This window comes from Chitinophaga rhizophila (assembly GCF_019492185.1).
Taxonomy (GTDB): domain Bacteria; phylum Bacteroidota; class Bacteroidia; order Chitinophagales; family Chitinophagaceae; genus Chitinophaga; species Chitinophaga rhizophila.
This window is the reverse complement of the sequence record NZ_JAICCF010000001.1, coordinates 998,095-1,012,428: the sequence shown is the minus strand read 5'-3', so window position 1 is coordinate 1,012,428 and position 14,334 is coordinate 998,095. Positions and strand designations below refer to the sequence as shown.

The 14,334-nt window shown below is 46.9% G+C and carries 9 protein-coding genes; 5 read left to right on the top strand and 4 right to left on the bottom strand.

The features are described from left to right. The first annotated feature begins 131 nt into the window (after positions 1 to 131). The gene (locus K1Y79_RS03650; RefSeq protein WP_220248640.1) at positions 132 to 1,952 is read left to right on the top strand and encodes a glycoside hydrolase family 13 protein; all 1,821 of its coding nucleotides are present in this window, start codon (positions 132 to 134) and stop codon (positions 1,950 to 1,952) included. An 80-nt stretch (positions 1,953 to 2,032) separates the two neighbouring features. Then, entirely contained in the window at positions 2,033 to 4,165 is a 2,133-nt protein-coding gene (glgX, locus tag K1Y79_RS03645; protein ID WP_220248639.1) for a glycogen debranching protein GlgX, read from the top strand. Positions 4,166 to 4,169: 4 nt separating this feature from the next. Here the strand turns inward: glgX and K1Y79_RS03640 are convergent, their stop codons facing one another. Further along, entirely contained in the window at positions 4,170 to 4,673 is a 504-nt protein-coding gene (locus K1Y79_RS03640; protein ID WP_220248638.1) for a GNAT family N-acetyltransferase, read from the bottom strand. Between the two features lie 64 nt (positions 4,674 to 4,737). On the opposite strand from K1Y79_RS03640, the gene K1Y79_RS03635 reads away from it, so the two are divergent. The 3 genes from K1Y79_RS03635 to K1Y79_RS03625 all read left to right on the top strand — a co-directional run bounded on the left by K1Y79_RS03635 (position 4,738) and on the right by K1Y79_RS03625 (position 8,462). Further along, complete coding sequence (locus K1Y79_RS03635) at positions 4,738 to 5,244, top strand: YdeI/OmpD-associated family protein (protein ID WP_220248637.1); 507 nt, start codon at positions 4,738 to 4,740, stop codon at positions 5,242 to 5,244. Positions 5,245 to 5,275: 31 nt separating this feature from the next. Further along, the gene (locus K1Y79_RS03630; protein WP_220248636.1) at positions 5,276 to 6,109 is read left to right on the top strand and encodes a CvfB family protein; all 834 of its coding nucleotides are present in this window, start codon (positions 5,276 to 5,278) and stop codon (positions 6,107 to 6,109) included. Between the two features lie 316 nt (positions 6,110 to 6,425). Next, entirely contained in the window at positions 6,426 to 8,462 is a 2,037-nt protein-coding gene (locus tag K1Y79_RS03625; protein ID WP_220248635.1) for a cellulase family glycosylhydrolase, read from the top strand. 128 nt (positions 8,463 to 8,590) lie between these two features. On the opposite strand, the gene K1Y79_RS03620 is transcribed toward K1Y79_RS03625, so the two are convergent. From K1Y79_RS03620 to K1Y79_RS03610, 3 genes are read right to left on the bottom strand one after another with little or no spacing between them, the layout of a single operon-like run. After that, positions 8,591 to 9,709: an efflux RND transporter periplasmic adaptor subunit gene (locus K1Y79_RS03620; protein ID WP_236059472.1), complete on the bottom strand. Its 1,119-nt coding sequence runs from the start codon at positions 9,707 to 9,709 to the stop codon at positions 8,591 to 8,593. Between the two features lies 1 nt (position 9,710). Further along, entirely contained in the window at positions 9,711 to 12,932 is a 3,222-nt protein-coding gene (locus tag K1Y79_RS03615) for an efflux RND transporter permease subunit (RefSeq protein WP_220248633.1), read from the bottom strand. Positions 12,933 to 12,936: 4 nt separating this feature from the next. Then, the gene (locus tag K1Y79_RS03610) at positions 12,937 to 14,334 is read right to left on the bottom strand and encodes a TolC family protein (protein ID WP_220248632.1); all 1,398 of its coding nucleotides are present in this window, start codon (positions 14,332 to 14,334) and stop codon (positions 12,937 to 12,939) included.

The following is a 14,334-nucleotide window of genomic DNA, read 5'->3' as shown; positions in this document are numbered from 1 at the left end:
GAGCCTATGCGGCACTATTTCTACAGTATGACCGCAATTAGAATGCTTATACCCGCTTCGGACTTACCAGTTTGATGTGTGCAGGGTTTTTGATAAGTAAGAAGACATTAACCCGAAAGCAAGATCTATCTATGTCAAATAAAGTAGTCAGGGACACAAACTGGTGGAAGGAAGCAGTTATCTACCAGATATATCCATGGAGTTTTAAAGATAGCAATGGTGATGGTATTGGAGATCTGCAGGGTATCATATCTAAACTTGACTATATACAAAGCCTGGGTGTAGATATGGTGTGGTTAAATCCCGTGTATAAGTCGCCTAATGACGACAATGGGTATGATATCAGCGATTATTATGATATCATGACGGAGGTTGGCTCAATGGTGGATTTTGATACCTTGCTGAAAGGGCTGCATGACAGAAAAATCCGTCTGATGATGGATATCGTGGTTAATCATACAAGTGATGAACACCCATGGTTCCAGGACGCAAAACAATCCAGAGACAGTAAATACTATAATTATTATCATTGGTGGCCTGCTGAGAAAGGTAAGCCACCTCACAGATATAGCCATTTTGACGCATCAGGTAGCGCCTGGACCTATAACAAGGCAACAGATTCATATTACCTGCATTACTTCTCTGAAAAAATGCCGGACCTCAACTGGGAGAATCCGGAGACCAGAAAAGCGATATATGATATCATGAACTTCTGGTTTGACAAAGGCGTGGATGGCTTCAGAATGGACGCCATCTGCTATATCTCCAAAGATACCAGCTGGCCGGATGTGGAACAGCTGGTAAAAGAACAATACCATTCAGATTGGGCAGGTTACTATGCACATGGCCCTCATCTGCATGAATACCTGCAGGAAATGCACCGTGAAACGCTGGAAGGGAGATCTGACGTTGTTACACTTGCGGAAGCTTCAGGTATTACTAAAGAGGAAGCACTGGACTTCGTGAAGGAAGACCGGAAAGAGTTGCACATGCTCTACCATTTTGAGGGCGTTCAACTTGGCTTTGCCAAAGAAGGTTATAAGCGCCTCGATCCAAAGGGACTGGACCTGACCCAATTGAAAGCACTGTATACCGACTGGGATACTGTTTTTGAAAAAGACGGGTGGGGCACGGTATATCTCGGCAATCACGATCAGCCTCGTATGGTCACCCGCTGGGGAAATGATGATGAGAAGTACCGCGAAGTGTCAGCAAAGATGCTGATCACATTCCTGTTGACGATGAGGGCTACTCCTATCTTCTATTATGGTGACGAGCTGGGTATGACAAATATCAAGTTTGAAAAAATTGAAGACTACCGGGATATCGAGACCATTAACATGTTTAAATATATCCAAAGCCAGGGTGGTGATACCGATCATTTCCTGAAAGATGCCGCTATCACAGGGAGAGACAATGGTCGTACGCCTTTCCAATGGGATGAGTCAGCAAATGCCGGCTTTACTTCCGGTAAACCGTGGTTGAAGATCAATGAGAACTATAAGTTGATTAATGCTGCCCAGCAGGATAGAGACGAAAGGTCCATTCTGCAGTATTTCCGCCAACTGGTATTACTGCGTAAGCATAAGCCGGTATTGGTCTACGGAAGATACGATTTGCTGGACGCAGATCATCCACAGGTCTATACATATACCCGTACGCTGGACGAAGAGAAACTACTTGTAGTACTTAACTTTTCAAAAGAGGAAGTGTTGTATAAACTACCATTCGTGCTGGATGTTGGTACGGAACCGCTGGTTAATAACATGCTCTCCTTTCAAATTGAAGACGACACTGTAACACTTGCTCCATACCAGGCATTAATTTTCGGACCACTGCCGGTAGACCTGCCGCCATTACAGGACGAAGAGCAGGCTTTCTCTGAAGTGCTTCCTATTGAAAAAATAAAAGAAGAAAATTCCAGCCTGGAATCTAATGAACTTGCTATCTGAGAAACTTTATTAAATAAACAATACTCCATGCTATCCCTTCCTCATCGAGGGAAGGGATAGTGGGAGGCCAATCATGTGCTATGAACCAGACTGTAGTATATCCTGGAAGTCCTTATCCATTAGGAGCAACCTGGGACGGGAAAGGCGTTAATTTTGCCGTATATGCAGATAACGCTACCGGCGTTGAACTCTGTCTTTTTAATACCACTGCAGATGAAGTAGAAGCAGTAAAGATAAAGATTAAGGAACGCTCTCATCAGGTCTGGCACTGCTATGTACCAGATGTGAAGCCCGGACAGCTCTACGGATACCGGGTTCACGGTCCTTACGAACCTCAGAATGGCCATCGCTTTAATGCTAAAAAACTACTTATAGATCCATACGCCAAAGCAATCGCCGGTACTATCAACTGGAGCGATGCCCTGTTCAGCTATAAATTGGGTGATCCCGAAGAAGACCTGAGTTTTAGCGATGTTGACAGTGTACCTTTCATTCCTAAGAGTGTAGTTATAGATGAGTCTTTTGACTGGGAAGGTGACCGTGCGCCTAAAATTGCCTATAACGAGACGATTATTTATGAAGCCCATGTAAAAGGTTTCACCAAACTCCATCCTGATATTCCTGAAGAGATCAGAGGTACGTATGCCGGAATGGCCCATCCTGTTGCTATCAATTACCTGAAGGAGCTGGGTGTTACCGCTGTTGAGCTAATGCCTGTGCATCATTTTGTGGCTGACAGGCACCTGGTTGACCGCGGACTGACTAACTTCTGGGGATATAACACAATCGGCTTCTTTGCACCTGATGCACGCTATGCAGCAAATGGGGTACTGGGTGAGCAGGTAAACGAATTTAAGCATCTCGTTAAGACGCTGCATAAAGCAGGCATTGAAGTCATCCTTGACGTGGTCTATAATCATACCGGAGAAGGTAATCATCTTGGTCCGACTTTGTCCTTCCGCGGCATCGACAATGCGTCGTATTATCGCCTTACGGAAGATAAACGCTATTACATGGACTATACGGGTACCGGTAATACCCTCAATGCCTACCTGCCGAACGTATTGAGGTTGATGATGGATAGCCTCCGTTATTGGATCCAGCATATGCATGTAGACGGCTTCCGCTTTGACCTGGCGTCAACGCTAGCCCGAGAACTGCATGAGGTGAACACCCTGAGTGCGTTCTTTGATATCATCTACCAGGACCCTGTCATATCACAGGTGAAGTTAATCGCTGAGCCCTGGGATATCGGGGAAGGCGGATACCAGGTAGGTAAGTTTCCGCCGGGATGGGCTGAATGGAACGGAAAGTATCGCGATTGTATACGTGACTACTGGAGAGGTGCCGATAGTATGTTAGGAGAATTTGCCGAACGCTTTACCGGCAGTTCTGACCTCTACAAGAATGATTATCGTAGTCCGACTGCCAGTATCAACTTTGTTACGGCACATGACGGTTTTACATTACATGACCTGGTGTCCTACAATCATAAACACAACGAAGCAAACCTGGATGATAACAGGGATGGTGAAGATCATAACCGTTCCTGGAACTGCGGAGTAGAAGGTCCGACTGATGATGAAGAAGTGCTTAACCTCAGACGCCGGCAACAGCGTAATTTCTTTGCTACCCTGCTATTGTCCCAGGGGGTGCCTATGATCGTCTCCGGGGATGAGTTAGGCCGCACCCAGCAAGGTAACAATAACTGCTATTGCCAGGATAATGAACTGTCATGGGTGAACTGGGAAAAGACAGACAATGATCTTTTACAGTTTACGCGCCAGCTGATTGCCCTGAGAAAAGCTCATCCGGCATTTTGCCGCAGAAGATGGTTCCAGGGACAGCCCATTAAAGGTATCGGCCTTGAAGATATCGCCTGGTTCCTGCCGGACGGTTCAGAAATGTCTGATGAACACTGGAGCCACGACTTCGCTAAATCAATGGCGGTATTTTTCAACGGAAAAGGACTGCATGCCAGTGGCGCACTGGGAGAACAAATTGTTGACGATAGCTTCTATATCATCTTCAATGCCCACTATGAACCAATTGATTTCAGATTACCGGTTGAGAAATATGGTCACACCTGGACCAAATTACTGGACACGCGCGATCAGCTGGTTACCGAGGGAGAAAATGTTCATAAAGCAGAGGAGATCATTAATGTGGATGCAAGATCTGTAATGGTACTGCGTCATAAATTGAGACACTGATCATTTAGTTAATAAAGTACATAAAGGCAGTGCTGTTGCCCGGTAATTGTATCATCTTCTCATGGCGCAGTCCGATCTTATTCAGCAAAGCAATAGCAGATATATTCTTTTGAGTGGTTATTGCCGCTACACGAGGCAGTTTTAATGTGGTAAGGGCATAGTCCTTTATAGCATTGACTGCCTCGTAGGCATACCCCTTTCCTGTATAATCAGGGAGAAAGGCAAACCCTATATCTACTTCCTCAAGACCGTCCCTCCTGATAAGGCCAGTCATTCCAACAGGCGTACCTTCGCCTTTCAGGGCTATAAGATATAACCCAAAACCATGTCGCTCGTAACTCGCAATTGGTCCGTTGATCAGATAGTTGCGCGCATCATGTAGTCCCCTGATGTTTCTGTCCCCGATATAAATCAACCAGGTTGGTGAATTTAGCAAACGGTATATAAAGGCTGCGTCATCAATGGTAAACTGACGGATGTGCAGACGTGCTGTTTCGCAGATAAGCATATACTGTTTCTATTAGTTCTTAAAATTGAGCGCTATTAAGTAAGTTAGCGAAAAAAATAGCAAGATGGTAAACTATACCACCACTATACTGAAGTTTGACAAACAAGGAGAAAAAACCGGCTGGACTTATATTCCCATACCTGCTGATCTTGCTCAGGAACTTAAACCTGGTAACCACAAAACGTTCCGGGTAAAGGGAAAGTTGAATGATTATACTATTGAGGCGGTTGCGCTGTTGCCTATGGGAGACGGTTCCTTTATTCTTCCCCTGAATGCTGAAATACGTAAAGGCATCGCCAGAAAGGCAGGGGCTAGCATCACCGTGCAATTACAGGAGGACAATAACCCTAATCCGGTCACTTCGCCTGAATTTATCGAATGCCTGGCAGATGATCCTGAAGCAAATAGCTTTTTCAATACGCTTACCAAAGGACATCAGAACTACTTCCTTAAATGGATCGAAAGTGCAAAGACCGAAGCTACCAAAGCAAAGCGTATTGCTCAGTCCATTACCGGACTTGCCCGGGGGCAGGATTACGGCACAATGATCAGATCGAACAAAGGAAAGTAGTACCTTCGCAGCAAATTATAGCGATTACAATATGTATAAAGTAGGTGAATACAACCTTTTACGGGTAAAGAAGGAAAGCGAATTTGGTCTGTTTCTCGACGGGGGAGACCAGGAAATCCTGATGCCCAAACGTTTCGTACCTGCCGGCGCCCAAAAGGGAGATGAACTCAAGGTATTCATCTATCATGATTCCGAAAACAGGCTTACAGCTACCAATCAGGAGCCATACGGCATCGTAGGGGATATTGTTAACCTGAAAGCCACAGGCGCTACCGAACAGGGCGCTTTCCTGGACTGGGGACTTATGAAAGACCTGTTCGTTCCGGCATCCAAACAAATCAGTAAGATGCATCCCGGACAGGATTACCTTGTGAAAATATACCTGGATGAACTGACAAACCGGGTAGCCGCTACCGAAAAAATAGACCCTTACCTGAGCAACGAAAACCTGACTGTTAAAGAACTGGATGTTGTAGACCTGATCATCTATCGCCGCTCAGAAATTGGTTTCATCGTTATTATCAATAATCTGCACACCGGCGTACTACACTATAGCGAGGTGTTTGGCACTGTGGATATCGGTGATAAGCTGAAAGGCTTCATAAAGTCAATCAAAAGAGAAAAAATCGATGTCGTTATTGGTAAGCCTGGATACGACAGGGTGGAAAGCGAAGCAGATAAGATCCTCCGCCTGCTGAAAGAAAACGATGGCTACCTGCCTTACCATGATAAATCTGACCCGGAAGAGATCTATGAATTTTTCAGCATGAGCAAGAAGACATTCAAAATGACGACCGGTGCCCTGTATAAACAACGGAAGATTATCTTTACCCAGACAGGTATCAAGTTAATTGAAGAAGAATAGGAACTTTCTGTCCTATAAGGACTGACCGATACTCCCGGTCAGTCCTTATAGGATCAGCATTAGCTTCTTATCATACCAGTATATGATACCTTTCTTTTACTAACCCCCTACCGCCCTTTATTTATGCTATAGCTTATTCAATCCACAACTCCTTATATTTCAGCTATTAGCGCCGGCTATCCCCCATATCCACAGAAAAAAGTCCCTATCTCTGTGGTACCACGCTCGTACTGGCACGACAAATATTGCATCTGGCACTGCGGAGCCGGGCAGGCCGTACCTTTTTTGCTATGACAACCTTAAACAACACCCTCAGATGAAACTCCATTACACAAACCGGTTGTGCATTCCACGTCGTCTGCGTCAACTTATGCTATGTTGTTCTCTGCTGCTGATTGCCCTATGTATGGCCTCAGCACAGGCTTATTCCCAGCTGACCCGCCTGCGGGCAGATGGAAAACGTATCGTCAATGCCAGTAATCAGGAAGTGATCCTGAAAGGGATCAATGTTGGTGGCTGGCTATTACAGGAAGGCTATATGATGAAACCCTCCTTTTCCGGTGGCGGAACGCAATGGTCTATTAAAAAGCGCTTATATGACCAGGGACAAAGTGATGCTGCTGTAGAAGCCTTTTACCAGACCTGGCGCGATAACTTTATCACAAAGGCAGATATAGACTACCTGGCATCACTGGGCTTCAATAGTATACGCCTGCCTATACACTATGATCTGTTCCTGACGCCCGCGCAAAGGGCTGTAAGAAATGGTGTTGCACGCAATTCGTCAACTTACAACAACTATGTAACTTCGCTAACCTCCTGGTACAGCAACAATCAGCTGTTTAATGACCCTGGCCTGGAGGGCTTCCGGCTTACGGATAGCCTCCTGAAATGGTGTGGGGCTAATAATTTGTATGTCGTCCTTGATTTGCATGCTGCCCCCGGCGCTGCCGGCACTGATGCCAATATCTCCGATGCCCTGGTGGGGAATGACCTGTGGAATAAGCCTATCTATCAGGATATTACCGTACGTCTCTGGCAGCGTATCTCTGCCAGATATATCAATGATGACCGTATTGCCTTCTATGACCTGATCAATGAACCGAATAATGTCCCTGCCAACCAGAGCATCCACGCATTGTTTGAAAGACTGATCAACGTTATCCGTGGTCAGGGTGACACCCACCTGCTGATGATTGAAGGAAATGGATGGGGTAATCAGTATAATTACCTGGAGCCGTTCACTTTCACCAACAGGAGCAATCTGGTATACAATGCGCACCGTTATGGTACAACAACGTCTACCACTACTACTAATGGCGACGCTAATCAGATCAATGAACTAGGTAATATCAGCAACTTCCGGAATACTCACAATGTGCCTGTTGTGGTAGGAGAGACGGGAGAGAATAACAATAACTGGCTACGCGCTAATATCGCCGCCATGAATAGTGCCGGAGTAGGCTGGTTTCATTGGACCTATAAACGTTTTGATTTAAATGAAAATGCCGCGTTACTTCGTATAAATCCTCCCTATCTAATGGATGGAGCTGCGAATATGAGCGCTGTTCTGAATAACATAAAATTCGTCAACAACGTGAAAAACACTAACACCATTGCTGCCGTAGCTCCTGGCAGAAGTACCGCTACTGCTCCTGTAGGCAAAACTATCTGGTTACAGGGTTTCAACAACAAATATGTTAACTCAAAGAACGGCCAGGGCGCTATGTGGTGCGACGCTGATACGCCCCAGGCCTGGGAAATATTCGCAGTGATAGATGCTGGTAATGGGAAAATCGCTCTAAGAGGAAATAATGGTATGTACGTTTCTTCCGAAAATGGCGAACAGCCCATTACCTGTAACCGGCCTACTATCCAGGGATGGGAAGTTTTTGACTGGATACCTACTGCCGACGGTAAGGTCACCCTCAGAGGTAACAACGGCTCCTTTATATCCTCAGAGAACGGCACAGCTGCTATGACCTGTACCCGGCCCGCTGCCAGTGGCTGGGAGGCGTTTGGTTATAATGTGGTTGGGAATGCTGCTGCCCAGGTGACGATAGCTGATATCCAGCCTGAAAAAGCAGATATGCACGTCACAGCGGAAGGCAGGCTGTTGGTGTATCCTAATCCGGTAATTGCCGGCAGCACGCTGACCGTCCATGTGAAAGATTATAATGCGTCGTCTCCGCTGCAGGTAGCTGTAGTAGATATCAATAAGCGAGTGATAGCCTACAGGAAGGCCAATGCGGCTGTTATAACGATTCCTACCGGTAATATGCCTGGTGGCTTCTATATATTGACGGTCACCAATGCTAACCATACCTACACCAGCAAGGTGCTGATACAGTGATTTTGTCTTCTTTTCCCTCATCATAACCGTTGGAAATATAGGGTAACCAACGGTCCGACACGGCTCCCTATAAATATGCAAAAGGGCTGTCCTGTAAGACAGCCCTTTTCATTTGATCTCCTCCTTTCTTACTGGCCAATTTTAACTTGCTTCAGTGCTGCGCCCTCTCTTATTTCTTCATTAGCGGATGCAAGGATTGTATCGCCTTCATTCAGATTACCGTAAATCTCTACTTTACCGTTTGCTTCACGACCAGTCTGCACCTGTACTCTTTCTGCCTTACCATCTGTCACTCTCACTACGAATACATTCACGGTCGAATTGACTATTGCGGCTTTAGGTACCAGGAATGTGCTGTCTGATCCATTCATAGGAATATTCACTTCAGCAATCATACCTGGTAACAGCTTCTTGTCGGTATTGATTACATCCATTTCAATACGCTGTGCGCGCAGTCGGGCATCCAGCGCCCCGGAAAGACGGTTTACCCTGGCAGTGAACTTCCTGCCGGTAAATGCCTTTACGTTGAAATTTACTTCGCTGTTGCCATTCAGGTAGCCCGTATAAGCTTCCGGAACAGAGATCACAAGACGGAGTTTCTTCTGTTCCTGTAGCGTAAATAAGGGAAATTCAGAGCCTTTTCCCGTCGGACCAACATAAGCGCCGGCACTTACGTTTCTCGCGCTGATAACGCCTGAAAACGGTGCCCTAATCTCCAGGTAGTTCCTGTTGTCTGAAATCTCCCTATAAGCTGCCTTTCCTGCTTCCCACTGTGCCTGATCTGATTTCATTCTTGCCTGGGCTATATCAAGGTCGTTTTTAGATACTGTACCAGGTGTAAGGCTTGTATTGTACAGGCGGTCATAGTTTGCCTTGCTGGCCAGGTATACCGCTTCCTGCGATTTTACCCTGGACTCAGCGCCTGCCAGCTGAGAGCTGATCTCCGGCGCTTCCATGGTTGCCAGCAACTGCCCCTGGCTGACTTCCGTGCCGACATCCACATGCAGCTTTTTCACAAAGCTGCTCACCTTCGCATAAATGTCCACCTGCTGGTAAGCGATCAGTTCACCAGGTATCTGAAGGGATGAACTGATCTTGCCTTTTTGTAGCGCTACTGCAGCAAAGGCTGCTTCTTCCTGCGCATTTTCGATTTTCTTTTCTGATTTACCTGCCGTATGACTACAACTACTAAAAAACAATGCGGCCGGTATACCTATGGTGATAGCAAATGCTTTGATATTGTTCATATTATTCGTGTAAGGATGGTACATAGTTTTTACTTTCTTTATCTTCCGGATCAAGGGATACCGATTGGGTGGTAGCTTTACCCTGTGCCCAGGCAAATACCAATGGCAGAATGAATAACGTACTGAAGGTCGAGGCTACCAGACCGCCAATTACTGCACGCCCAAGCGGTGATGTCTGATCTCCGGACTCGCCAAGGCCGCTTGCCATAGGTATCATACCGGCAACCATCGCCAGACTTGTCATCAGTATCGGGCGAAGACGCAAACCTACTGCTTCTTTTGCTGAAAGTAGCGCATTGCCGTTGCCCAGTCGTAGCTGCTCTGCGTTTGTGATCAATAACACTGCATTCGATATAGACACACCCACAGACATGATAATGCCCATGTAAGACTGCAGATTCAGGGTAGATCCTGTCAGTAACAGCAAGGTCAGTGACCCGATCAGTACCGCCGGTACCGATGCCAGTACTACCGCTGATACCTTGAATGACTGGAAATTTGCTGCCAGCATCAGGAAGATTACTACTATCGCTACTACCAGACCAGATTGCAGACTGTCCAGTGTATCTGTGAGCGTAGAACTAAGACCTATCAGCTCAACATTCAGACCACGTGGCAACTCACCCAGTGAATTGATGGCAGCCTGTACATCCGCGGCGGCTGTTCCCAGATCAATATTGTTCGTATTCGCGGTAACAGACAAGCTGGGAATAGCGCCCAGGTTATCTGCCTCTCCATATGTCGTATCCGGCACGATGGTCGCCACATCCCCCAGTACCGGCCTGCTTGAATTGCGCAGCAGCGGGATCTCTGCAATGGACTGTATATCCGTCATTTTATTCTCTGGTACCTGCACCTGCACGCTGTAACTCAGGTTAGACTTCTCGTCAATCCAGATGTTTTTTTCTGTATACCTGGAAGAGGAAGTTGAGGTGGTCAGCGAACGGGAAATATCACTTACATCCACACCCAGCTGTGCTGCTCTTACCCTGTCAATGTTTACACGTAGTGACGGGTATTTCGTCGATTGACCCAGCTGTACGTCTCTCAGGTAATCTATATTCTTCAGCTTTGTAATCAGTTTGCCTGCAAACTGCTCATTCAGCTGTTTATTCCTGCCGGTAAACCTTACTTCTATCGGCGTGGGTGATCCCTGACTCAGGATCTTATCTGTCAGCTCTATCGGCTCGAAGGATGGCTTTACGTCAGGCAGTTCTTTTTTCATGGCAGCCCTGATCTCGTCTTTCAGTGCATCCATATTTACCTTATGATGCTCTTCCAATGCTACCTGAATCACCGCTTCCTGTGGACCCGGCATGAACAGATAAATAGGGCTGATAGAGAACTGACCCGGGTGCTGCCCTACATAAGCAGAAGAAATAGACACGTTTTCGGCTCCTACAATACGTTTGATCGTATTGATTGTTTTGATGGTGATCTCCTCTGTTTTTTCCGCCCGGGTACCTTCCGGCGCACGTAACCGCAGCTGGAACTGACTACCATTACCCCGGGGCAACACATCTCTGCCGATGCTGTTGATCAGTACATATACCAGCCCGATGCCAGCCACCAGGTATATAGTCACAATCAGTTTGCGTGCCGGCATCATCCTGTTCATAAAGCGCATAAACCGGTTACGCACTTTTTCAAAGAAGGATATCTTTCCATCGTTATTCAAGTCCTCCCTGTTCGCCAAACCTTGCTTGTCGTGCGCTGCTCCTGTTTGTGCTGCCTTGTGTTTATGCTGGTGATCTTTCATCAGCCAGTTAGCCATGATAGGCACAAATGTCTGTGCCAGGAAGTAGGAAATGATCATCGCAAAGCCTATAGCCAGCGCCAACGGCAGGAACAGGGAACCCGGAATGCCTCCCATAGTGAATGCGGGCGCAAATACTGCCAGAATACAGAACAGGATCAGCAATTTAGGGAAGGCGATCTCTTTACACGCATCCCATATAGCCAGGCCTTTCGGTTTACCCATATCCAGATGCTGGTGTATGTTCTCTATTGTTACGGTACTCTCATCCACTAATATCCCGATGGCTAGTGCCAGGCCGCTCAGTGTCATGATATTGATGGTCTGTCCGGCCAGTTTAAGACATAGTACTGCTGCTATAATCGAGGCCGGAATGGTCAGTATTACAATCAGCGCTCCTCTGGCATCGCCCAGGAACAATAATACCATCAGGCCTGTGAGTATTGCACCAATGGCACCTTCGCTGATCAGGCTCTTTACAGCGTTGATCACATATACAGACTGGTCAAATTCGTAGGTGAGTTTGACATCTTCGGGTAGCAGTGACTGAAATTTAGGTAATGCTGCTTTCAGTTTCTGCACTACTTCCCAGGTAGAAGCGTCGCCTGATTTCGCTACGCTCAGGTATACAGAGCGTCGTCCGTTGACCAACGCATAACCGGCCGTTACGTCTGCCCCATCTTCTACTGTTGCTACATCACGCAGATACAGGTTCTGTACGCCTCCTTTAAAAAGCGGAATGTTCTCAAAATCTTTTACCGTCCGGATAGCTGTATTCGCAGGGGTGATATAGTTCACATCACCGATACGTACGTTGCCTGAAGGCGATGTCTGGTTATTGATACGTAATGCTTCTACCAACTGATCTGGTGTCATATTGTGAGAACGTAACAGTTCCGGATCTGCCTTGATTACTACTGTACGTAAGTTACCACCGAAAGGAGGGGCGGATACCAGACCGGGGATCTGTGTAAAGGAAGCACGTACATAAGTGTTGGCCAGGTCCAGCAGTTCATTATTACTCCGCTTTTCACTGCTCAGTACCAGCTGACCTACAGGCAGGGTAGAGGCGTCAAAACGGATAATGAATGGCGGCTGTGAACCGGGCGGAAATATGGCCTGGATACGGTTACAGAAAGCACTTAGCTCTGCCTGTGCCTGTGCCATGTTAGTACCCGGATAAAAGCTCACCTTAATAAGGGTGAGACCCTGTATATTTTTTGTCTCAATGGCTTTGATACCATTTACGTAGAGTAATATATTGATATACTGTTTGCCGAAATAGGCCTCCATCTGTGTTGGAGTGTATCCTCCAAACGGGTGCGCGATGTACATCACCGGGAGGTCCAGTTTCGGGAAGATGTCTACCTTAATCGTTCTTACAGCTCCTATACCGAAGAAGAAAAGGGCAGCCACTATTACCAGTATGGATATTGGTTTGCGTAATGCTGATCTTATCAGGTTCATTTAGTTAAAATTCATTGATGAATAGAGAAAAATTGCCACTTGCTGCTGCTTTGAGCAATAGTGCCTGCCATACATTCGTAAAGGCAATATCACGGTCTGTCTCTGCCCGGTTCAGTGTATAGAATACCTGCGTTACGTCAACTATGGTATTCAGGCCGTTCCTGTACAATACTGTGCGCTGCATGTAAGCCTCGCTGGCGGCATTCACCTGGATCGGCGCTTCTGCATAGTTGTCAAGCGCATTTTTGATCCTGGTGTCTGACAGGGTCAGCTGGGCTGTCAGCTGCTGGCGGGTCAGCTCGTATTCATCCTGCAAACCCTTGGATATAAACTTCTGAGAAGCTGTCTGGTGCTTTACTCTCAATGGAGATGTCAGATTCCAGGATACACCTACGCCTACAAGGTAGTTGGTACGGTTTGGTTTTATACCATCCCAGTAACCTTTGTTATAGGCTGTCTGATCAACAATATAGTTATCCGCAAAGCCCGAACCTCGCGTTTGTACGCCAGTGAATAGTGAAAAGGCTGGGTAGTTCAGCGTATGTATATATCTGGCCTGTTCGTCACTCAGCTTAATCCGGTTCTCATAAAACTTCAGTAATGGGTGCCCCTGCACATTGCCTGCGATACTATCTGTCAGTGCGGAAGGTATCCTGGTAATGAATAAGGTATCCAGTGTAAAGTTAGCAGGAGCAATACCCATGAGTTGCGCCAACTGATTTGCATAGGTCTGTTCTGCATCTCTCGCTTTCGTATAAGAGATTTTGGCATTAGACACCTCGGCGTTGGCCAGTGTAGAATCCACTCCGGGTATCAGCCCGTTCAACGCTCTGGTGACTACTACCGCACGGAAAGTATCGGCGCGTTCCAGGTTATTCCGCCAGGACCGCGTAAGCCGCTGTGCTGCCAGCAGGTTCAAATATGCGCCTGCCACTCTTACCGAATGCTGGAACTGTTCCTGCTCCCAGTCTGCCTGGTCTCTGTTAACGGTTGCCTGGGCTGTTTTAATCCTTTCCTTTGCACGGCCAAATGCGAAGAAGTCCCAGTTAAGATTGGCAAGGTATAGTCCGCCGAAAGCGGCATTCCAGTTCTGCGTAGGCAGCGTCGGACCGGCGGATGCAATACCTCCGTTCAGGCCGAAAGAAGGTCCGAATTGTCCGTTAACGGTACCGTAATCCTGTTGGCCGGATAGGTTCAGGTTTGGAAGATACTCCCGCTTCGCCTGTGTTGCTGTGGCTTTCGACGCATTCAGGTAGTTGGCTTTAGCCCTGATGGTCCCGTAATTGGCCAGCGCGGTTTGTACTGCGTCTTTCAACGTCAGTACCTGCTGTGCGTGTAGTGCCTCCATTGATCCATGCCATAACAGCAGGAAAAGGACTACGACGATTCTTTTTGTTTGCAT

What these genes read in the sequence shown, in the direction of transcription:
- K1Y79_RS03650 (WP_220248640.1), top strand. Translation starts at nt 132, where the DNA reads ATGTCAAATAAAGTAGTCAGGGACACAAACTGGTGGAAGGAAGCAGTT.
- glgX (WP_220248639.1), top strand. Translation starts at nt 2,033, where the DNA reads ATGAACCAGACTGTAGTATATCCTGGAAGTCCTTATCCATTAGGAGCA.
- K1Y79_RS03640 (WP_220248638.1), bottom strand. Translation starts at nt 4,673, where the DNA reads ATGCTTATCTGCGAAACAGCACGTCTGCACATCCGTCAGTTTACCATT.
- K1Y79_RS03635 (WP_220248637.1), top strand. Translation starts at nt 4,738, where the DNA reads ATGGTAAACTATACCACCACTATACTGAAGTTTGACAAACAAGGAGAA.
- K1Y79_RS03630 (WP_220248636.1), top strand. Translation starts at nt 5,276, where the DNA reads ATGTATAAAGTAGGTGAATACAACCTTTTACGGGTAAAGAAGGAAAGC.
- K1Y79_RS03625 (WP_220248635.1), top strand. Translation starts at nt 6,426, where the DNA reads ATGAAACTCCATTACACAAACCGGTTGTGCATTCCACGTCGTCTGCGT.
- K1Y79_RS03620 (WP_236059472.1), bottom strand. Translation starts at nt 9,709, where the DNA reads ATGAACAATATCAAAGCATTTGCTATCACCATAGGTATACCGGCCGCA.
- K1Y79_RS03615 (WP_220248633.1), bottom strand. Translation starts at nt 12,932, where the DNA reads ATGAACCTGATAAGATCAGCATTACGCAAACCAATATCCATACTGGTA.
- K1Y79_RS03610 (WP_220248632.1), bottom strand. Translation starts at nt 14,334, where the DNA reads ATGCAAACAAAAAGAATCGTCGTAGTCCTTTTCCTGCTGTTATGGCAT.